The organism is Micromonospora sp. NPDC023633 (assembly GCF_040640035.1).
Classification (GTDB): domain Bacteria; phylum Actinomycetota; class Actinomycetes; order Mycobacteriales; family Micromonosporaceae; genus Micromonospora.
Window position 1 is genome coordinate 1 of the sequence record NZ_JBFABB010000027.1, and the last position, 19,052, is coordinate 19,052.

Here is a 19,052-nt window from a genome sequence, read left to right on the forward strand (position 1 = left end):
GGCCTCGGCCGGGTCGAGCGCCGGCGGTGCCGGCTGGGCGGCCAGCGCCCGCAGGTCGACCCAGCGCCAGGCGGCGAGCACCAACGCGCCGCCCGCCCCGGCCGCCCAGGCCGCGTCGGGCAGCCCCAGCCCGGCGTACGGGGTCAGCACGGCGGCGGCGCCGCCCAGGCCACCGGCCGTGACGCTCCACCGGCGTGCGGACCGCCGCAACCGGCTCAGGCTCCGGAAGTACCGCGTGCGCTCGTCTGCCACCTCTGCCTCCTCGACCCGGCCGCTCAGCCGGCGGCGGTGGTGTCCCCGGTGCCGCGCTCGCGGCCCATGCTGGCGCGGATCTCGTCCAGCCGGGCGGCGGCCGCCGGGTCGGCGGCCGGCGCGGCGGGCTGGGTCTGCTGCGCGGCCGGTCGTTCCTGCTTGCCGCCGAGCTGCTCGCCGGCCATGCTCGACCGGATCTGCTCCAGGCGGGAGGAGCCGGCCGAGTCGAGGGTTGCCTTCTGGATCTCCAGCATGCGGCCCTCGACGGAGTTGCCGGCCAGCTCGGCGCGGCCCATCGCCGTGGCGTACCGCTGCTCGATGCGGTCGCGCACCTCGTCGAGCGAGGGCGTGTTGGCGGGCGCGGTCAGGGCCGACATCGACTCCAGCGAGCGGGCCACGCTCTCCTGCATCTTGGCCTGCTCCAGCTGGCTGAGCAGCTTGGTGCGCTCGGCGAGCTTCTGCTGGAGGATCATCGAGTTGTTCTCGACCGCCCGGCGGGCCTGGGCGGCGGCGGCGAGCGCCTGGTCGTGCAGGGTCTTGAGGTCCTCCGTGGCCTGCTCGGCCGAGACCAGCTGGGTGGCGAGGGTCTGCGCGGACTGCTCGTAGCGGCCGGCCTCCGTCTCGTCGCCACCGGCGCGGGCCTTGTCGGCGAGGACCAGTGCCTGGCGGGCGTTGGCCTGCAACCGCTCGACCTCGGACATCTGCCGGGACAGCTTCATCTCCAGCTGCCGCTGGTTGCCGATCACGGCGGCGGCCTGCTGGACCAGCGCCTGGTGCTGGCGCTGGGCCTCCTCGATGGCCTGCTGGATCTGCACCTTCGGATCGGCGTGCTCGTCGATCCTGGCGCCGAAGAGCGCCATCAGGTACTTCCACCCCTTGACGAACGGGTTCGCCATCTTTGCGTTGTCCCCTCAGTAGCGTCGCTCCGCCTCGACCGCGCCGGTGCTCCCGGCCGGCTCCGGCGCGGCAGTGGCTCCATCGTCCCAGCCGGACGCCACCCGGGCGTCCGTACCGGCGAGCGAAGCGAGCGCCGACGCCGTCCGCGATCAAGGGTACGCGGCGCGGTCGAGGCCGACCACGTGGCGAGAAAGGGGGTGGCTCAGGCGGCGCAGACCACGTCGCGCTCGCTGCCCCGGACCCGGGAGCTGCGCAGGGTGGCCTTGAGCGGGGAGTCCTGGCGGACCTGGACGGCGACCGTGCCGTCCGAGCTGACCTGGTGGACGCCCCGACCGGCGCTCCTGCGCACGGCGACGGGCGCGGCCGGCTCGTCCTGCACCGGCACCAGCACGCCGGGCATCTGCTCGGCGAGGGCGACGGTGTCGCTGACCTCGCGCAGCAGCTCGGACAGGCGCGCACCGAGGGCGTCGCAGATCGCCGCCAGCAGCTCGCTGGAGGGCTCCTTCTGGCCGCGCTCGATCTCGGACAGGTAGCCGAGGCTGACGTTGGCGGCGGAGGAGACCTCGCGCAGGGTGCGGTGCTGCCCCTGCCGGCGCGCCCGCAGTGCGTCACCGATCACCCGGCGTAGCAGGACCATTCGCACCTCCCCCTGAGGGACACCACTCGTCCACGCGGCCCGTCCGGCGTGTCGAGCCGGACCGGTCGCCGGAGTCTTCCCGCAACCGTACCCGTTACGGGCCCCCACGACATCCCACCCCGCCCCTCGGATCGCGGCAGACCGGTCACCGGCGCCCCACGCCAGCCGCCTCGGCCCGCCCGCCGTCGGCCTCCGCCGCGTCGGTGTCGTGGATCCGCGCGGCGAGCAGCCGCAGCGCCTCGACGACCGCGGCGGAGCGGACGTGGTCGCGGCCGCCGTCCAGGTCGAGCTGCCGGACGTCGGTGCCGGACGGCCCGGCCACCGCGACGTAGACCAGCCCGACCGGCTTGCCGTCCTGCGGTTCCGGGCCGGCCACCCCGGTGGTGGCCAGGCCCCAGTCGGCCCCGCACTGGCGACGCCCACCCTCGGCGAGGGCCACCGCCACGTCCGGGTCGACCGGCCCCCGGTCGGCCAGCAGATCCTCCGACACGCCGGCGAGCCGCGCCTTGAGCTCGGTGGCGTAGACCACCAGGCCGCCCCGGAAGACCCCGCTCACCCCGGCGATCTCCACGATCGAGGCGGCCAGCAGGCCGCCGGTGAGCGACTCGACGGTGGCCAGGGTCTGGTGCCGCTCCGAGAGGCTGTGCACCACGCCGGCCGCAGGACTCCCGACCGGCCGCGCTCCGTCTGCGTCGATGTCCATGTCCCGGATCCTTTCCCCGCCCTGCCTGCCCTACTCATCCTCCCCCGACCGGCGTGGGCGCGGGCGGGCACCCCCGGTGGCCCGTCCGCCTCCGCCGCGACGGCGCTGGCGACGGGACCGCGACGGTGCCGGCGTCGGGAGCGCGACGGCACCGGACCGGGAAGGGGGCCGGGCTGACGGGACGGGCGCGGGTCAGGCGGCGGGGCGGCGGATCCGGAGGGCCTGGGCGACGTAGTCGAAGCCGGTGAGCACCGTGACGCCGACCGCGGCGGCCATGATCCACGGGCCGACGGCGGCGAGCGCGGCCGGCATCGGCCACAGGTACCACGTGATGGCCAGGATCTGGAGCGCAGTCTTGATCTTGCCGCCCCGGCTGGCTGCGATCACGCCGTGCCGGATCACCCAGAAGCGCAGCGCGGTGATGCCCAGCTCGCGGACGAGGATCATGGCGGTCACCCACCAGGGCAGCTGGTCGTACCAGGAGAGCAGCAGCAGCGCGGCCCCGGTGAGCGCCTTGTCCGCGATCGGGTCGGCGACCTTGCCCACCGAGGTGACCAGGGCGAACCGGCGGGCGATCCAGCCGTCCACCAGGTCGGTCGCGGAGGCGACGGCGAAGACCAGGCAGGCGACCATCCGCCAGCCGCCGTGCGTCATCGCGGAGATGACCACGGACGCCGCGAAGACCGGCACCAGGGCCAGTCGCAGCGCGGTGAGCGCGTTGGCCGCGTTCAGCACCGGCACCCGGGCCACCACCGGCGCGGGCGTCGAGTCCGTCGCCCCGGTCACCGTCGCCCCCTGCTCCGGCCCCCGTGGCGCACCTGGCACCCCACCACGTGGCTCCCCCGCTCCGTCCGGGCCCGCCGTCACCGTGTTGCGCCGGGCGCAGCCGAGATCATCTCATCCGGGACCGCGACGAGGTCCACCCCTTCGGTGCCCGTGACCGTGGCCCGCACCAGGTCGCCCGGGCGCAGCGCGGCCAGGTCCACCCCGGCGCCGGACGGGGCGACGAGGGTGGTCGAGCCGTCGACCTCGGGGGCCTGGTGGGCCGCCCGGCCCTCGACCACGCCGTCGTCGACCGAGTCGACGAGCACCTCGACCGTCGAGCCCAGGCGTTCCTCGGCCCGCTGCGAGCAGAGCTCGTCGGCGAGCGCGCTGAGCCTGTCGTAGCGGCGCTTGACCGTGGCGGCGGAGACCTTGCCGGGCAGCCCGGCGGCCTCGGTGCCGTCCTCGTCGCTGTAGTCGAACACCCCGATCGCGTCGAGCCGGGCCTCGGTCAGGAACCGGACCAGCTCCTGGTAGTCGGCGCGGGTCTCGCCGGGGAAGCCGACGATGAAGTTGCTCCGCGCACCCGCGGCGGGGGCCAGCGCGCGGGCGCTCGCCAGCAGCTCCAGGAAGCGGTCGGTGGAGCCGAAGCGGCGCATCCGGCGCAGCACCGGCTCGCTCGAGTGCTGGAACGACAGGTCGAAGTAGGGCGCCACGCCGGGCGTGGTGGCGATCGCCTCGACCAGGCCGGGGCGGGTCTCGGCCGGCTGGAGGTAGCTCGCCCGCACCCGGACGATGCCGTCGATCGCGGCGAGCTGGGGCAGCAGCTTCTCCAGCGCCCGGGGGTCGCCCAGGTCCTTGCCGTAGGAGGTGGAGTTCTCGCTGACCAGCACCAGCTCGCGTACGCCGGTCCGGGCCAGCCACTCCGCCTCGGCGAGCAGCTCGTCGGGCGTGCGGGAGACGAACGCGCCGCGGAAGGCGGGGATGGCGCAGAACGCGCAGCGCCGGTCGCAGCCGCTGGCCAGCTTGAGCGAGGCGACCGGGCCGGTGTCGAGCCGGTGGCGCAGCACCTGGCGCAGGTGGGCGGGGGTGTGCTCGTCGGTCTCCGTGACACCCCGGACCGGGGTGCCGTGGCCGGGCAGCGACACCCCGCTGTCCCGCCGGGAGACCGGGGTCAGCGGGAGCAGCTCGCGCCGGTCGCGCGGGGTGTGCGCGCCGATCCGCTCGCCGGCGACCACCGCGTCCAGCCGGGCGGCGATGTCCGGGTAGTCGTCGAAGCTCAGCACCGCCTGCGCCTCGGGGAGACTGTCGGCCAGCTCGCGGCCGTACCGCTCGGCCATGCAGCCCGCGGCGACCACCTTGGCGCCGGTGTCGGCGGCGGCCAGCAGGGTCTGGATGGAGTCCTGCTTCGCCTTCTCCACGAAGCCGCACGTGTTGACGACCACCACGTCGGCGCCCTCGCCGTCGGTGGTGACCTGCCAGCCGTCGGCGTGCAGCCGGGCGGCCAGCTCCTCCGAGTCGACCTCGTTGCGGGCACAGCCCAGGGTCAGCAGGGCGACCCGGCGGCCGTCGGTGGCCGACGGCTCCAGGTCGTTACGCGGCGACGGACGCGCCGAGCTCGAGTCGGACGACGGACGCGCCGGGCTGGAGTCGTCGGAGGAGGAGGTGGCAGACACCATCCGAGGGTACCGGGCGGTCGGGTGGCGGCCGTCAACGGCGGGCCGCCCGCACCGGCCGCCGCACACTCCCCGCCGGCCCGGCCGGCTCAGAGCACCGCCGCGCCGACGCCCACCAGCCGGTCGAGCAGGAAGACCTCCGTGCCGGCCAGGCCGGTCGAGCAGAAGACCGAGACCTGGTCCGCGCCGGTCCGGCCGGGGACGGCGCCGGCCAGCACCGCCCCCAGGTCGCGCAACCGCCCGGCGTACGCGGGCAGCGTCGCCAGCATCGGCGGGTCGTACGCGGCGGCCTGCGCCGGCGAGTCGGTGACCAGCAGGCCGGCGGCGTCCAGCAGGTCGGTGCCGAACTCGTGCCGGTCGACCTGCTTGAAGCCGACCGCGTTGACGTGGGTGCCGGGGGCCAGGTCGGCGGCGTCGAGCACCGGGGTGACGGCGGTGGTGGCGAGCACCACGACGTCGCGGTCCCGGACGGCCGCCCGCGCCGAGTCCACGGCCCGCGCCGGCACGCCCAGCTCGGCGCGGACCCGGGCGGCGAACGCCTCCCGCCGGGCGGCGGAGCGGCTGTGCACGGTGACCTCGCGCAGCGGACGGACGGCGGCGACGGCCCAGACCTGGGTCCACGCCTGCCCGCCCGAGCCGATCACGCCCAGCGTGGCGGCGTCCGGCCGGGCCAGGGCGTCCACGGCGACCCCGCCGAGCCCGCCGGTACGCCGGGAGCCCAGCTCCGCCCCGACCGCCACCGCCCGGACGGCCCCGGTACGCCCGTCGTGCAGCACGACCACCTGCTCGCCCTCCGGGTGCCCGAACGTGTCGTACGAGCGGAAGCCGTACCACTCACCGGTGAGATGGCCGGCGGTGAGCACCATCCGTGCCCCGCCCAGCGGCGCGGCGGCCCGGGGCGGGGCCACCAGGCGGCCGGCGTACGCGGCGAGCAGGGCGTCCCGCATCGCGGCCACCGTGGTGGGGGCGTCCAGCGCGGCGGCGACCTCGGGATCGGAGAAGAGCAGCGGCATGGACCCGATACTGCAAGTTGAAGCAAGGTTCAGGTCAACCGGTGGTGGCCCGACTCACCCCGGGCGCCGTCCAGCCGGTGCTAACGTCGGTCCTGGCGGCCCGAGGGCCGCCCCGGACGAGTGGTGGGCGTACCCGGTCAGGCCAAGACGCCCCGCGTGTGTGTATACCGAGCCCACTCGTCCCGGCCCCGACGGTCCGGGCAGCTACGCGAAGGTGATCCGCCATGGCCTGGATCGTGTTGGTGATCTCCGGACTTCTCGAGACCGCGTGGGCGGTCGCCCTCGACCGCAGCGCCGGCTTCACCCGGCTCGTCCCGTCGCTGGTCTTCGGGGTGACCCTGGTGCTCAGCATGGCCGGCCTGGCGTACGCGCTGCGCGAGATCCCGGTCGGCACCGGCTACGCCGTCTGGGTCGGCATCGGCGTGGTCGGCACCGCCGTTGTCGGCATGGTGGCGCTGGACGAGCCGGCCAGCCTGCCCCGGATCGCCTGCCTGCTGCTGGTGGTCGCCGGCGTCGTCGGCCTGAAGGTCCTGCACTGACCGGCGTCGCGCCGGGCGAGGCGTGACGAACCACCACAGTGGGTAGAGCTGTGCCTGGCACCGGAAGGCTCTCACCCACGGAGGCAGACATGGCCGACATGCACTCGACCGCCCGCCCGCGCACCAACGCCGCCCGCATCTGCACGATCCTGGGCTTCGTCTTCGCGGTCCTCGCGCTCCTGCTCAACCCACTCATCTTCGGCGTGATCGGGCTGGTCCTGGGCATCGTCGGCGCCGTGCTGGGCGACAAGCCGCTCGGCTGGTACGCCGCGGCCGCCAACGTGGTCGCCATCGTCCTCAGCCTGCTGATCATCAACGCGATCGTCAACTGACCCCGCCGCTCCCCCAGCGGAGAACGGGCCCGCCGGCGAGCCGGCGGGCCCGTCGCGTGCGCGGCGCCCTCCCGCCAGCGGGCGTCGGCGGGGCTGGTCCCCGCCTTCCCGCCAGGGGGGGGCGGGGGGGGCTAGTCCTCGCCGCCGCGCAGGCCGGCCAGGACCTCCTCCAGCTCGTCCGGCTTGACCAGCACGTCGCGGGCCTTGGAGCCCTCCGACGGGCCGACCACGCCGCGGGTCTCCATGAGGTCCATCAGCCGCCCCGCCTTGGCGAAGCCGACCCGCAGCTTGCGCTGGAGCATCGAGGTCGAACCGAACTGCGAGGTGACCACCAGCTCGACCGCCTGCACCAGCAGGTCGAGGTCGTCGCCGATCTCCTCGTCGACCTTCTTCTTGTTGTCCTGCGCCGGGGCCAGCACGTCCGGGCGGAACTCCGGCTCGCGCTGGTCCTTGCAGAACTTGACCACGTCGGCGATCTCGCGCTCGGTCACCCAGGCGCCCTGGATCCGGATCGGCTTCGAGGCGCCCATCGGCAGGAACAGTCCGTCGCCGCGGCCGAGCAGCTTCTCCGCGCCCGGCTGGTCGAGGATGACCCGGGAATCGGCCAGCGAGGAGGTGGCGAACGCCAGCCGGGACGGCACGTTCGCCTTGATCAGGCCGGTGACCACGTCGACCGACGGGCGCTGGGTGGCCAGCACCAGGTGGATGCCGGCCGCGCGGGCGAGCTGGGTGATCCGGACGACCGAGTCCTCCACGTCGCGCGGGGCGACCATCATCAGGTCGGCCAGCTCGTCCACGATCACCAGCAGGTACGGGTACGGGCGCATCTCCCGCTCGCTGCCCGGCGGCGCCTTGATCTCGCCGTTGCGCACCTTGCGGTTGAAGTCGTCGATGTGCCGGACCCCGTTGGCGGCGAGGTCGTCGTAGCGCATGTCCATCTCGCGGACGACCCACTCCAGCGAGTCGGCCGCCTTCTTGGCGTTGGTCACGATCGGGGTGACCAGGTGCGGGATGCCCTCGTAGCCGGTCATCTCGACCCGCTTCGGGTCGATCAGCAGCAGCCGCACCTCGTCCGGGGTGGCCCGGGTCAGGATGGACACCAGCAGCGAGTTCAGGCAGGACGACTTGCCCGCGCCGGTCGCGCCGGCGATCAGGATGTGCGGCATCTTGGCGAGGTTGGCCACCACGTAGCCGCCCTCGATGTCCTTGCCGAGCGCCACCACCATCGGGTGGTGGTCGCTGGTGGCCGCCCGCGACCGCAGCACGTCGCCGAGCGCCACGTTCTCCGGATCGGTGTTCGGGATCTCCACCCCGACCGCGCTCTTGCCCGGGATCGGGCTGAGGATCCGCACGTCGGGCGACTTCACCGCGTACGCGATGTTGCGGGAGAGCTGGGTGATCCGCTCCACCTTGACGCCCGGTCCCAGCTCCACCTCGTAGCGGGTGACGGTCGGCCCGCGGGTGAAGCCGGTGACGGCGGCGTCCACGCCGAACTGCTCGAAGACGCCGGTGAGCGCGACGATCACCTCGTCGTTGGCCTTGCTCCGGGACTTCGGGGCCGCGCCGCTGCCGAGCATGTTCGCCGGCGGCAGCGTGTAGTCGCCCGCCAGCCCGGTCAGGGCGAGCTGCTCGGCCCGGGTCGGGGCGGGCGAGTGCTCCGGCGGCTCGGCCGGCTTGCGGCTCGCCGGGACCCTGCCCGGGGGCTTGCGGGGCAGCACCAGGGTCTCCTGGAGGTCCACCCCGTCGAGGTCCTCGTCGAACTCCTCCGGGTCGAGCGGCGGCGGGGCCGCCCGCTTCGTCGCGCGCTTGCGGGGGGCGGGTTTGGCGGGCGCCTCGTCCGTCTCCTCCACGACCGGGGCGATCCGGGTGCCGAACAGCAGGCCGAGCCGCTCCGGGACCTTGTTGATCGGGGTCGCGGTGACCACCAGCAGGCCGAAGACCAGCAGCAGGATCAGCAGCGGCACGGCCACCCAGGCGGTGACCGCGCGCTCCATCAGGCTGCCGACGCCGGCGCCGACCAGGCCGCCGGCGAAGTCGCGCTGGCCCGCGTCGGCCGGGTCCTGCCCGATGTGCAGCATCGCGGCGGTGGCGACCAGCATCGAGGTCCAGCCGACCAGGCCCCGGCCGCGGTGCTCGGGATCGACGGGCTCGCGCATCAGCCGCCAGGCGCCGATCATCAGCAGCACCGGCACCACGACCGAGATCGCCCCGAGGAAGAGCCGGAAGGTGTCGGCCAGCCGCGCGCCGACCGGGCCGGCGCCGGAGAACCAGACGGCCACCGCGCTGAGCAGGGCGAGGCCGAAGACCAGCAGGCCCGCGCCGTCGCGGCGCTGCTCCGGGTCGAGGCCCCGGGCGGAGCCGGCCTGCCGGAAGGCCCAGCCGAGGCCGTGCGCCAGCCCCATCCACAGCGCGCGGGCGGCCTGCCCGACGACCAGCCCCGGACCCGGCCGGGCCGCCGGCCGCCGCCGGGGCGCCGCGCGGGCGGTCTTCTTCGCCGGCTGACGGGCACGACTGTTCGTGGTGCCACGCGGCGACGCGCCGCGTCGCCGGCTCGCCTGAGAGGTACGGCCCGCCATAGCATCAACCTAATGGCGTGACCCGGCAGATCGCCGCCTTTCCGGGTCGTGTCCGCGTGTCGCAGCGCGGGCCCCGCCGCGTCGCGTGATATCTGCCTCAGAAGGGATGCCCCCATGGCGTCGCCGGGAATCGAGGACGGTCGGGACGGCCCCCTGTCCGGGCACCCGGGGGCGCTGGAACCGCTGACCGGCGAGCTGATCGCCGCCGTGCTGCGCAGCCGGGGCTACCGCGTCGAGGCCGACGCCGACGGCGACCTGGTCGGCCGCTGGGACGACAGCTCGATCTGGTTCCTGCGCCCCGGCACCGCCGGGGAGGTGCTCCAGGTCCGCACCCTGACCGCGCCGACGTTCCCGATCGAGTACGTGCCGGCGCTGCACGCCTTCTGCAACGCCTGGAACCACGACCGGCTCTGGCCCAAGGCGTTCGTGCACGTCGAGGACGACGGGCGGGCCCGGGTCTGCGGCGAGGTCATCACCGACCTGGAACGCGGCGTCACCGCGCACCAGCTCGACCAGCTGCTCGACTGCGGCATCGCCACCGGCTGCCAGCTCGCCACCGAGGTGGCCCGGCTGCCCGGCGGGGTGGTGGCGTGACGGGCCGCGGCGGGGACCTGGCCGGTCGCGGCCTCGACCCGTTCGGGCTGCCCGGCTGGTGGAGCGGGCTGCGGCGCGGGGGCCGGGCGCCCGACCCGGCGCTGGCCGGGGCGCTGGCCGACGCCCGGGACACCCCCGACGGCGAGGCCCGCAGCAGCGAGCTGGAACGGATCGCCGCGCACGCCGACGCCACGGGCGACGACCGGAGCGCGCTGGCGGCCCGGTTCGCGCTGATCGAGGCGTACCTCCTGCACGGGGAGCGGTGGCGGCTGGTCGAGCCGGTGCGCCGCTGCCTCGCCGCCACGGACCGCCGCCCCGACCTGCTGGCGGGCGACGAGGCCGAGCTGCTGCGGCGCTACCGGCGGCACGCGGTCGAGGCCCTGCTCGGCTCGCCGCGGGTCGGGCTGGACCAGGCGCGTGCCATGCTGGACGACCTCGCCGCGCGCGCCGCCGACGACCCGGCGGCGGTCGCCGAGCTGCGCTGCCGCGTCGCCGACCATCTCGGCGACGAGCCGACGGCCCGCCGGTGGTACGACAAGTGGTCGACGGCCGACCCGGGGCCGGTCGGCGGCTGCCCGGACTGCGCGTCGGCCCGCCGGGCGGAACTGCTCGCCGGGTGGGGCGACCATCCGGCCGCGCTGGCCGCCCTGGCGGACACCCCGCACGACGCCGTCGACTGCACCGAGCAGCCGGAGCGGACGCTGGCCGCCGGGCTGCTGTCCTGGCTGCGGGCCGGGGAGCCGGAGCGGGCGGCCGAGGCGCACGTCCGGGCGTACCGGCGGCACCGGCGGGAGCGGGCCGCCTTCCCGTTCCTCGCCGCGCACCTGCGGTGGTGCGCGCTGGCCGGGCACCCCGCCCGGGGCCTCGACGTCCTCGCCGAGCAACTGCCCCGGCTGGACCGGCCGCACGACGACCTGTCCGCGATGGAGTTCGCCGCCGCCGGGGCGCTGGTCTGCGCCCTGGCCGTGGAGGCGGGGCTCGGCGGCCGGACGGTGCACCGCCCGGCGTACGGGGTGCGGCCGGCCGCCGAGCTCGACGTGGCCACGCTCGGCGCCACCCTGCTCGGGGTGGCCACCGCGCTGGCCGGCAGCTTCGACGCCCGCAACGGCACCGGCCACCAGTCCGGCCGGATCGCGTCCTGGCTGGCCGAGCGGCCCGCCGCCGCACCGGTGCCCCTGCCGCCCGACGAGGCCGGCGACGACGCTGGCGACCCGCCCGACGAGGAGCCGCCGGACGGGGAGCCCCGCCCGCTGAGCGTGGCGATGATCACCGCCGCGCTGGACCGGCGCGGAGACCGGTACGCCGTGGACGACCGGGGGGCCGTGACGGGCCGCTGGGGCGAGGCGCTGATCCAGTTCCGGCGGGCCGGCGAGCGGGGCGAGATCCTCCAGGCCCGGTCCGTGGCGAGCCGCCGGCTGCCGGCCGACCGGCTCGTGGAGGCGTACGCCTTCTGCAACGCCTGGAACCACGACCGGCTGCTGCCGAAGGCGTACGTGCACGAGCAGGAGGGCGAGCTGATGCTGGCGGGCCACGTCGCCACCGACCTGGCGCACGGGGTGGCCCCCGCCCAGCTCACGGTCCTGCTCGACGCGGCCGTGGAGACTGCCGTCGCGTACGCCGAGGCGGTGGCCGCGCTGCCCTGACGCCGCCGGCCCGGCGCACGGCGACGCCCGCCGGCACACGGGGTGCGGGCGGGCGTCGCGGCGGCGCGGGTCAGACCTCGACGACGGTGGGGACGATCATGGGCCGACGCCGGTACGCGTCGTTCACCCACCGCCCCACGGTGCGCCGGACGATCTGCTGGAGCTGGTGCGGGTCGGTGATGCCGTCGGAGGCCGCCCGGTTCAGGGCCTCGGTGACCAGCGGGATCACCGGGCTGAACGCCTCCGGGTCCTCGGAGAAGCCCTTCGCCGACAGGGTCGGGCCGCCCACCACCTTGCCGGTCACCGAGTCGACCACCACGGTGGTGGCGATGAACCCGCCGTCGCCGAGGATCCGGCGCTCGGTGAGCAGCGACTCGCTGACGTCGCCGACGGCGAGGCCGTCGACGTAGACGTAGCGGCTCTTCACGTGCCCGACGAGGCTGGCCCGGCCCTCGACGAGGTCGACGACGTCGCCGTCCTCGCAGAGCACCACCCGGTCGGGGGCGACGCCGGACTCGATGCCGAGCCGGGCGTGCGCGCGCAGGTGCCGCCACTCGCCGTGCACCGGCATCAGGTTGCTGGGACGGACCACGTTGAGCAGGTAGAGCAGCTCGCCGGCGGGGGCGTGACCGGAGACGTGCACCTTGGCCACGTCCTTGTGCACCACCACGGCGCCGGCCCGGGCCAGCCGGTTGATCACCCGGTAGACCGAGGTCTCGTTGCCGGGCACCAGCGACGAGGCGAGCACCACCGTGTCGCCGGGGGCGATGGTGATGTGCCGGTGGTCGCCGCTGGCCATCCGGCCCAGGGCGCTCATCGGCTCGCCCTGCGAGCCGGTGGACATCAGCACGATCTGCTCGGGCGGCATGTTCGTCGCCTCTTCGATCCCGATGACCAGCCCGGCCGGGATGTTGAGCAGCCCCAGGTCGCGGGCGATGCCCATGTTGCGGACCATGGAGCGGCCGATGAGGGCGACCTTGCGGCCGTGCTCGGCGGCGGAGTCGAAGACCTGCTGCACCCGGTGCACGTGCGAGGCGAACGACGCGACGATGATCCGCCCCTTGGCCTTCGCGAAGATCGAGTCGAGCACCGGCCCGATCTCCCGCTCGGGCGTGACGAAGCCGGGGATCTCCGCGTTGGTGGAGTCCGAGAGCAGCAGGTCCACGCCCTCGGCGCCGAGCCGGGCGAACCCGGCCAGGTCGGTGATCCGGCCGTCCAGCGGGAGCTGGTCCATCTTGAAGTCGCCGGTGTGCAGCACCAGGCCGGCCGGCGTGCGGATGGCCACCGCGAGCGCGTCGGGGATCGAGTGGTTGACCGCGAAGAACTCGCACTCGAACGGGCCGAGCCGCTCCCGGCCGCCCTCCCGCACGGTCAGCGTGTAGGGCTGGATCCGCCGCTCGGCGAGCTTCGCCTCGACCAGGGCGAGGGTGAACTGGGAGCCGACCAGCGGGATGTCGGGCTTGTGCGCGAGCAGGTAGGGCACCGCGCCGATGTGGTCCTCGTGGCCGTGGGTCAGCACGATCGCCTGGACGTCGTCGAGCCGGTCCAGGATCGGACCGAAGTCGGGCAGGATCAGGTCGACCCCGGGCTGCTCGACGTCGGGGAAGAGCACCCCGCAGTCGACCACCAGCAGCTTGCCGTCGTACTCGAAGACGGTCATGTTGCGACCGATGGCGCCGAGCCCGCCGAGCGGGATGATCCGCAGCCCACCCTCCGGCAGTGGCGGGGGCAGTTCCGTCTCGAAGTGCGCCTCGGTCACGCGTCCACCTCATTCTGCGACGCCGGCATCCGGCGTCCATCGTGTCGTTGGGTCATTCGGGCAGTTCCAGGCCCGCCGCCGCGCTGTCGGCGCGGAGCTGGGCGATCTCGTCCTCGGTGGCGTCGACCAGCGGCGAACGCACCGGCCCGGCGGGCTTCCCGGCGGCCGCCAGGCCCGCCTTCACCAGGATCACGCCCTGGGTACGGAAGATGCCGGTGAACAGCGGCAGCAGCCGCCGGTGCAGGCTCAGCGCGGTGGCGGTGTCCCCCGCGTCGTACGCCTCGATCATCTGCTTGGTGAGCGCGCCGGTGAAGTGGGTCGAGGTGCCGACCACGCCGACGCCGCCCACGGCCAGCGAGGGCAGGGTGAGCGAGTCCTCGCCGCTGTAGAAGGCGAGGTTCGTCCGGCTGGTGACCCAGCTCGTGGCGGTCAGGTCGCCCTTGGCGTCCTTCACCGCGACGATCCGGCCGTGTTCGGCCAGGCGCACCATCGTCTCGGTGTCGATCGGCACGCCCGCGCGGTGCGGGATGTCGTAGAGCATCACCGGCAGGCCGGTGGCGTCCGCGACGGCGGTGAAGTGCCGCAGCAGCCCGCTCTGCGGCGGCTTGTTGTAGTAGGGGGTGACCACGAGCAGGCCGTGCGCGCCCGCCTTCTCGGCGGCCGCGGAGAGCTCGATGGTGTGCCGGGTGTCGTTGGTGCCGACCCCGGCCACGACCTTGGCGCGGTCACCGACGGCCTCCACCACGGCCCGGATCAGCTGTTCCTTCTCCGCCTCGGTGGTGGTCGGCGACTCGCCGGTGGTGCCGTTGACCACCAGCGCGTCGTTGCCCTGCTCGTCGACCAGGTAGCTGGCGAGCCGCGCGGCGCCGTCGAGGTCGAGCGAGCCGTCGGCGGTGAACGGGGTCACCATGGCCGTGAGCACTCGCCCGAAGGGGCGGGACACCGCCCGGGCGGGCGTGTCAGGGTGGTCGTGCGTCATGCCACCAACCTAGCGGACGACCACCGACGCCCCGCCGGGGAAGGGCTCAGGACAGCTCGGCGTGCGGGCTCGCCGCGACCTCGGTGCCGTCGGGCAGGGCCGAGATGACGAAGTCGGCGAAGACGTTCGGGGCGACGCCCTGGAGCTGCCGCAGGCACTCCACCGCCAGCTCGCGGATCTCCACGTCGGCGTGCTCCGTCGCGCGCATGGCGATGAAGTGCCGCCAGGCCCGGTAGTTGCCGGTGACCACGATGCGGGTCTCGGTGGCGTTGGGCAGCACCGCCCGGGCCGCCTGGCGGGCCTGCTTGCGCCGCAGCGTGGCGTTCTCCACGTCGGCGAAGCGCCGCTCCAGCCCCTCCAGCAACTCGTTGTACGCGCGCACGCTCGCCTCGGCGGCCTCCACGAACTTCTTGTGCAGCTCCGGGTCGTCGGCGATCACCGAGGGCTCGACCATGGCGGCGTCGCGCTCCGGCACGTACCGCTGGGAGAGCTGGGAGTACGAGAAGTGCCGGTGCCGGATCAGCTCGTGGGTGAAGGAGCGGGACACCCCGCTGAAGTAGAAGCTGACCGAGCCGTGCTCCAGCACGCTCAGGTGGCCGACCTCCAGGATGTGCGCGAGGTAGCCGGCGTTGGTGGCGGTGGCCGGGTTCGGCTTCTTCCAGCTCTGGTAGCAGGCCCGGCCGGCGAACTCCGCGAGGGCCTGGCCGCCCTCGGCGTCGGTCGACCACGGCACCTCGTCGGGAGCCTCGAAGTGGGTCCACGCGATGAGCTTGACCTGGGGCTGCACCATCTCCGGCATTCCTGGCACTGTAGTGGCGTGGACCCGGCCCGCCCAAGCCAGGCTCGCCCGGTGCAATGTCGATCACGGTGCAAGGTCGATCACGGTGCAAGGTCGATGACGGTGCAACGTCGATCACGCGGCCGGGCTGTCGAACACGCGGGGCGCGCCTCGTTCCGCTCTCGGACGCCGCGACTGGCGCACGGGCCGGCCGGCGACGCGGGCAGGGCGGGCGGCGAGGCTCAGACGTAGAGGGAGGTGAAGGGTGCCCAGGGGAGGTTGCGCAGCACCGAGAAGGCCAGCCAGGCGGCCAGGAAGACGCCGATCGCCCGGGAGCTGATCCGCAGCTCGGGCAGACGCCAACCGAACGCCTGCCGCCCCGCCCAGGCGACGAAGAGGTAGGCCAGGAAGGGCAGCGCGAAGACGAAGAGGAAGTGGTGCCGGGCGGCGGCCGGGAGGTCTGCGTGCAGCACGTACCAGAGCGCGCGGGTGCCGCCACAGCCCGGGCAGTCCAGCCCCGTGGTGAGCTTGAGCAGGCAGGTCGGTGCGGCGTCGGGCGCCGAGCGCGTGGGGTCGCTGAGCAGCGCGTAGCCGATGCCGGCGGCGACGCAGCCGAGCGCGGCCAGCGGCACCGCCCAGCGCGGGGAGCGCTCGTAGAGACGGACGACGAAGCGGGTGAGCCGGTCCGGCTCGGGCACCGGGTAGTGCGGCACCTGGCCCGCGGGCCATCCGCCGCCCGGCGGCACCGGAAACTCCTGGGGCGGGGCCTCGACCCCGCCGGCCTGCGGAGGCGGCTGAGGGGCCGGTCCGTCAACGCTCGTCACGTCGCTCACCGTACACCGGCCACGCCCGCCAGCGCGGCGGCCAGCGGGACGGCCAGGTCGCCGGCGGCGGGCGGGGCCACCGCGTCCAGGCCCAGCCAGCCGGCGAGGCGGTGCAGCTCGGCGGCGAGCGCCAGCGCGGTCTCGCCCCGGTCCACGCCCGGCTCGCCCCAGGCGGCCGGCACCAGCAGCACGCCGGCCTTCCGGTCGGCCTTCAGGTCGACCCGGGCGGTGAACCGCTCCCCCTGCAGGAACGGCAGCACGTAGTAGCCGTGCACCCGCTGCGGCGCGGGCACGTAGATCTCGATGCGGTAGCTGAAGTCGAAGAGCCGCTCGGTGCGGGCCCGCTCCCAGACCAACGGGTCGAACGGGCTCACCAGGGTGTTGCCGCGCACCCAGCGGGGCAACCGCGCCCCGGCGTGCAGCCAGGCGGGCCGCCGCCAGCCCTGCACGGCGACCGGCAGCAGCTCGCCCGCCTCGACCAGGTCGGCGATGGCCTGCCGGGCGCCGGCCACCGGCAGCCGGAAGTAGTCGCGCAGCTCCGGCTCGGCGGCCACCCCGAGCGACCGCGCGGCGATGCCCACCAGCGCGCGGTGTGCCTCCGCGTCGGTCGGCGTGGGCGCGTCGAGCACGGCGGCCGGCAGCACCCGCTCCGGCAGGTCGTAGCGGCGGGCGAACGACGTGGTGCGGTCGGCGGCGGTGACCTCCCCCGCCCAGAACAGGAACTCCAGCGCCCGCTTCACCGCCGACCAGTTCCACCCCCAGTTGCCGCTCTCCCGGGGCGCGTCGTGCTCGATGTCGGCGGCCGTGAGCGGCCCCCGGGCGGCCACCTCGTCGCGCACCCAGGCGACCAGGCCGGGCTGCTCCTGGGCGATCCGCCGCATCCCGCCCCAGGACTCCGAGCGGGCCCGGGCCATCCGCCAGCGAAGTGCCGGGTGCAGCCCGACGGGGACCAGCGACGCCTCGTGCCCCCAGTATTCGAACAGCTCCCGGGGGCGGCGGTAGGCGGCGTCGTCGAGCAGCGCGGTCGGGTAGGGCCCGAGCCGGCTGTAGAGCGGCAGGTAGTGCGCCCGTTGCAGCACGTTGACCGAATCCATCTGGATCAGCCCGACCCGGTCGAGCACCCGACGCAGGTGCCGGCGGGTGGGCGCGCTGGTGGGCGCGGGGTCGGCGAAGCCCTGGGCGGCGAGCGCCACCCGACGGGCCTGGGCGAGCGAGAGCGATTCCGGTGCGGCCATCGTCGGGCACCCTATTCCACCGGTACGACACCGGTGCGGACGCTGGACCGATCACCCGGCGGGGCATAGAACGGACGCATGCTCACGATCCGCCGCGAGGAACCCGACGACGCCGAGGCGCTCGCCCGGGTGCACATCCACGGCTGGCAGGCCGGCTATGCCGGGATCATGCCCGAGGAGGTGCTGCGGCGGCTCAACGTCACGGCCTGGGCGCAGCGCCGCCGGGACCTCGGCACCGCCGACCCGGAGCACCCCTTCACCACCCTGCTCGCCGAGGTCGACGGGACGCTGGCCGGGTTCACCACGTTCGGCCCGTACCGCAACAACCAGGACCGGGCCGACCTCGACCCCACGCACGGCGAGGTGCTGGCGATGTACGTCGAGCCGGCCCGCTGGGGCGACGGCACGGCGCGGGCGCTACTGGCGGCGGCGCGGGCCGGGCTGGTCGAACGGGGCTGGTCCGACTACCGCGTCTGGGTGCTGGCGGACAACCACCGGGCCCGCCGGTTCTACGAGCGGGCCGGGCTGTCACCGGACGGTGAGCGGTCGACCTATCCGGTGCCGCTGGCCGGCGGGCGACCGCCGGTCGGGCTGGTCGAGCTGCGGTACGCCGGGCGCCTCGACGGCTGACCCGGCCGGCCCCGCCCAGCGGCGGCTGATCCGGCCGCCGTCGCCCAGGCGACGGATGGGCAGGAACGCCAGCAGCGCCAGGCTGATCCAGACGTAGGTGTTGCTGCCGAGGAAGCCGTCGAGCCCGGTGAAGTCCTTCTCCCAGGCCCAGACGATCCGGCTGATCAGGAGGCCGTACCCGACGACCGCGGCGCCCAGCAGGACGCGGCGTGGGCGGCTGCCGGCGGGCGCGGCCATCCCGTTGTCGACCAGCAGGATCAGCGCGGGCAGCAGCCACACCAGGTGGTGCACCCAGGTGACCGGGCTGACCAGGCACATCACCGCGCCCGTCAGCGCCAGGCCGGTCGCCTCGTCGCCGACGGCCACGGCGGCGCGGGAGCGCCAGGCCCACAGCGCCAGCGTGGCGAGCACCAGCGCCAGCCAGGCCAGGGTGCTCGGGTGCTCCGGGTTCAGCCGGGCGACCACGCCGCGCAGCGACTGGTTGGAGACGAACGCCAGCTCACCCACCCGGCCGGTGTTCCACAGCGCCTCCGTCCAGAACTCCCGCGAGGCGTCGGGGAAGAGCGCGGCGGCCAGCAGCGTCACGCCGGCCGCGGTGGCCATCGAGGTGACCGCGGCCCGCCAGCGGCCGGTGACCAGCAGGTAGACGATGAAGATGCCCGGGGTCAGCTTGATCGCGGTGGCCAGGCCGATGCCCACGCCGGCCCACCGGTTGCCGGCCGGCAGCAGCCGGAGCAGGTCGATCGCGACCAGGAAGAGCAGCAGCATGTTGACCTGGCCGAAGTTGACCGTCTCGCGCATCGGCTCGTACGCGGCGGCCAGGCAGAGCGCCACGGCGAGGACGAACCAGCGGGTCCAGCCGGAGCGGCGGGAGATCGGGTCGACCAGCCACCAGAACAGCACGGCGGTGACCAGCACGCTGGCGGCCACGCTGACCGCGATCGCCGCCGCCCACGGCAGGTACGCCATCGGCAGCATGACCAGGGCCGCGAACGGCGGGTAGGTGAAGCCGTACTGGGTGCCGGGCTTGAGGAAGTCGTAGATCTCCCCGCCGTCGTGCACCCACCAGGTCAGCGCGCCGTAGTAGACCTTGAGGTCGAAGAAGCCGTGCCGGACGGCCGCGACGGACAGGAAGGCGGTCACCGCGACGGCGAGCGTGACGACGCAGACGACCTGCTGGATCGTCCGTCGGGGACCCTGCGCCACCATCGCCTCCCTCGCCC

The 19,052-nt window shown here is 74.7% G+C and carries 18 protein-coding genes, 1 pseudogene and 1 riboswitch; of the genes and pseudogenes, 5 read left to right on the top strand and 14 right to left on the bottom strand.

Annotated elements, in window-relative coordinates:
- The 7 genes and pseudogenes from AB0G13_RS11180 to AB0G13_RS11210 all read right to left on the bottom strand — a co-directional run.
- Positions 1–252: pseudogene (locus AB0G13_RS11180) on the bottom strand (hypothetical protein); the annotation flags it as partial.
- A gap of 23 nt (positions 253–275) precedes the next feature.
- A complete protein-coding gene (locus AB0G13_RS11185; protein WP_357872195.1) occupies positions 276–1,148 on the bottom strand; it encodes a PspA/IM30 family protein in 873 nt (290 codons plus the stop codon).
- Positions 1,149–1,351: 203 nt separating this feature from the next.
- Positions 1,352–1,786, bottom strand: coding sequence for a helix-turn-helix transcriptional regulator (locus tag AB0G13_RS11190; protein ID WP_357872197.1), 435 nt, complete (start codon positions 1,784–1,786; stop codon positions 1,352–1,354).
- A gap of 145 nt (positions 1,787–1,931) precedes the next feature.
- Positions 1,932–2,489, bottom strand: a complete 558-nt coding sequence (locus AB0G13_RS11195) for a CinA family protein (protein WP_357872200.1) — start codon at positions 2,487–2,489, stop codon at positions 1,932–1,934.
- A 192-nt stretch (positions 2,490–2,681) separates the two neighbouring features.
- Positions 2,682–3,275, bottom strand: a complete 594-nt coding sequence (pgsA, locus tag AB0G13_RS11200; protein WP_357872202.1) for a CDP-diacylglycerol--glycerol-3-phosphate 3-phosphatidyltransferase — start codon at positions 3,273–3,275, stop codon at positions 2,682–2,684.
- Between the two features lie 77 nt (positions 3,276–3,352).
- Positions 3,353–4,930 (bottom strand): 30S ribosomal protein S12 methylthiotransferase RimO, encoded by a 1,578-nt coding sequence (rimO, locus tag AB0G13_RS11205; RefSeq protein WP_357872205.1) that lies wholly within the window; start codon positions 4,928–4,930, stop codon positions 3,353–3,355.
- A gap of 86 nt (positions 4,931–5,016) precedes the next feature.
- On the bottom strand, positions 5,017–5,940 hold the full coding sequence (locus AB0G13_RS11210; RefSeq protein ID WP_357872207.1) for an ornithine cyclodeaminase family protein: 924 nt from the start codon (positions 5,938–5,940) through the stop codon (positions 5,017–5,019).
- Positions 5,941–6,031: 91 nt separating this feature from the next.
- A riboswitch (guanidine-III (ykkC-III) riboswitch) is annotated at positions 6,032–6,097 on the top strand.
- A 67-nt stretch (positions 6,098–6,164) separates the two neighbouring features.
- Here AB0G13_RS11210 and AB0G13_RS11215 point away from each other — a divergent pair.
- Positions 6,165–6,479 (top strand): SMR family transporter, encoded by a 315-nt coding sequence (locus tag AB0G13_RS11215; RefSeq protein ID WP_357872210.1) that lies wholly within the window; start codon positions 6,165–6,167, stop codon positions 6,477–6,479.
- A gap of 89 nt (positions 6,480–6,568) precedes the next feature.
- Positions 6,569–6,811, top strand: coding sequence for a hypothetical protein (locus AB0G13_RS11220; protein ID WP_357872213.1), 243 nt, complete (start codon positions 6,569–6,571; stop codon positions 6,809–6,811).
- A gap of 131 nt (positions 6,812–6,942) precedes the next feature.
- Here the strand turns inward: AB0G13_RS11220 and AB0G13_RS11225 are convergent, their stop codons facing one another.
- Positions 6,943–9,387, bottom strand: a complete 2,445-nt coding sequence (locus tag AB0G13_RS11225) for a DNA translocase FtsK 4TM domain-containing protein (RefSeq protein WP_357872216.1) — start codon at positions 9,385–9,387, stop codon at positions 6,943–6,945.
- A 114-nt stretch (positions 9,388–9,501) separates the two neighbouring features.
- Between AB0G13_RS11225 and AB0G13_RS11230 the strand changes: the two genes are divergently transcribed.
- Together AB0G13_RS11230 and AB0G13_RS11235 are read left to right on the top strand one after the other, a co-directional pair.
- Positions 9,502–9,981 (top strand): YbjN domain-containing protein, encoded by a 480-nt coding sequence (locus AB0G13_RS11230; RefSeq protein WP_357872219.1) that lies wholly within the window; start codon positions 9,502–9,504, stop codon positions 9,979–9,981.
- The gene (locus AB0G13_RS11235; RefSeq protein WP_357872221.1) at positions 9,978–11,624 is read left to right on the top strand and encodes a YbjN domain-containing protein; all 1,647 of its coding nucleotides are present in this window, start codon (positions 9,978–9,980) and stop codon (positions 11,622–11,624) included. Before AB0G13_RS11230 ends, AB0G13_RS11235 begins: the two co-directional genes overlap by 4 nt.
- A 70-nt stretch (positions 11,625–11,694) precedes the next feature.
- On the opposite strand, the gene AB0G13_RS11240 is transcribed toward AB0G13_RS11235, so the two are convergent.
- The 5 genes from AB0G13_RS11240 to AB0G13_RS11260 all read right to left on the bottom strand — a co-directional run bounded on the left by AB0G13_RS11240 (position 11,695) and on the right by AB0G13_RS11260 (position 17,199).
- A complete protein-coding gene (locus tag AB0G13_RS11240; protein ID WP_357872224.1) occupies positions 11,695–13,383 on the bottom strand; it encodes a ribonuclease J in 1,689 nt (562 codons plus the stop codon).
- 52 nt (positions 13,384–13,435) lie between these two features.
- Positions 13,436–14,362, bottom strand: a complete 927-nt coding sequence (gene dapA, locus AB0G13_RS11245; protein WP_357872227.1) for a 4-hydroxy-tetrahydrodipicolinate synthase — start codon at positions 14,360–14,362, stop codon at positions 13,436–13,438.
- A gap of 46 nt (positions 14,363–14,408) precedes the next feature.
- Positions 14,409–15,152: an FAD-dependent thymidylate synthase gene (gene thyX, locus AB0G13_RS11250; protein ID WP_357872338.1), complete on the bottom strand. Its 744-nt coding sequence runs from the start codon at positions 15,150–15,152 to the stop codon at positions 14,409–14,411.
- 230 nt (positions 15,153–15,382) lie between these two features.
- Positions 15,383–15,886, bottom strand: coding sequence for a DUF2752 domain-containing protein (locus tag AB0G13_RS11255; RefSeq protein WP_357872341.1), 504 nt, complete (start codon positions 15,884–15,886; stop codon positions 15,383–15,385).
- 83 nt (positions 15,887–15,969) lie between these two features.
- On the bottom strand, positions 15,970–17,199 hold the full coding sequence (locus tag AB0G13_RS11260; RefSeq protein ID WP_357872230.1) for a crosslink repair DNA glycosylase YcaQ family protein: 1,230 nt from the start codon (positions 17,197–17,199) through the stop codon (positions 15,970–15,972).
- A 78-nt stretch (positions 17,200–17,277) separates the two neighbouring features.
- Between AB0G13_RS11260 and AB0G13_RS11265 the strand changes: the two genes are divergently transcribed.
- A complete protein-coding gene (locus AB0G13_RS11265) occupies positions 17,278–17,829 on the top strand; it encodes a GNAT family N-acetyltransferase (protein ID WP_357872232.1) in 552 nt (183 codons plus the stop codon).
- Here the strand turns inward: AB0G13_RS11265 and AB0G13_RS11270 are convergent.
- Positions 17,728–19,035 (bottom strand): glycosyltransferase 87 family protein, encoded by a 1,308-nt coding sequence (locus tag AB0G13_RS11270; RefSeq protein ID WP_357872234.1) that lies wholly within the window; start codon positions 19,033–19,035, stop codon positions 17,728–17,730. The genes AB0G13_RS11265 and AB0G13_RS11270 overlap by 102 nt on opposite strands.
- Positions 19,036–19,052: the final 17 nt, after the last annotated feature.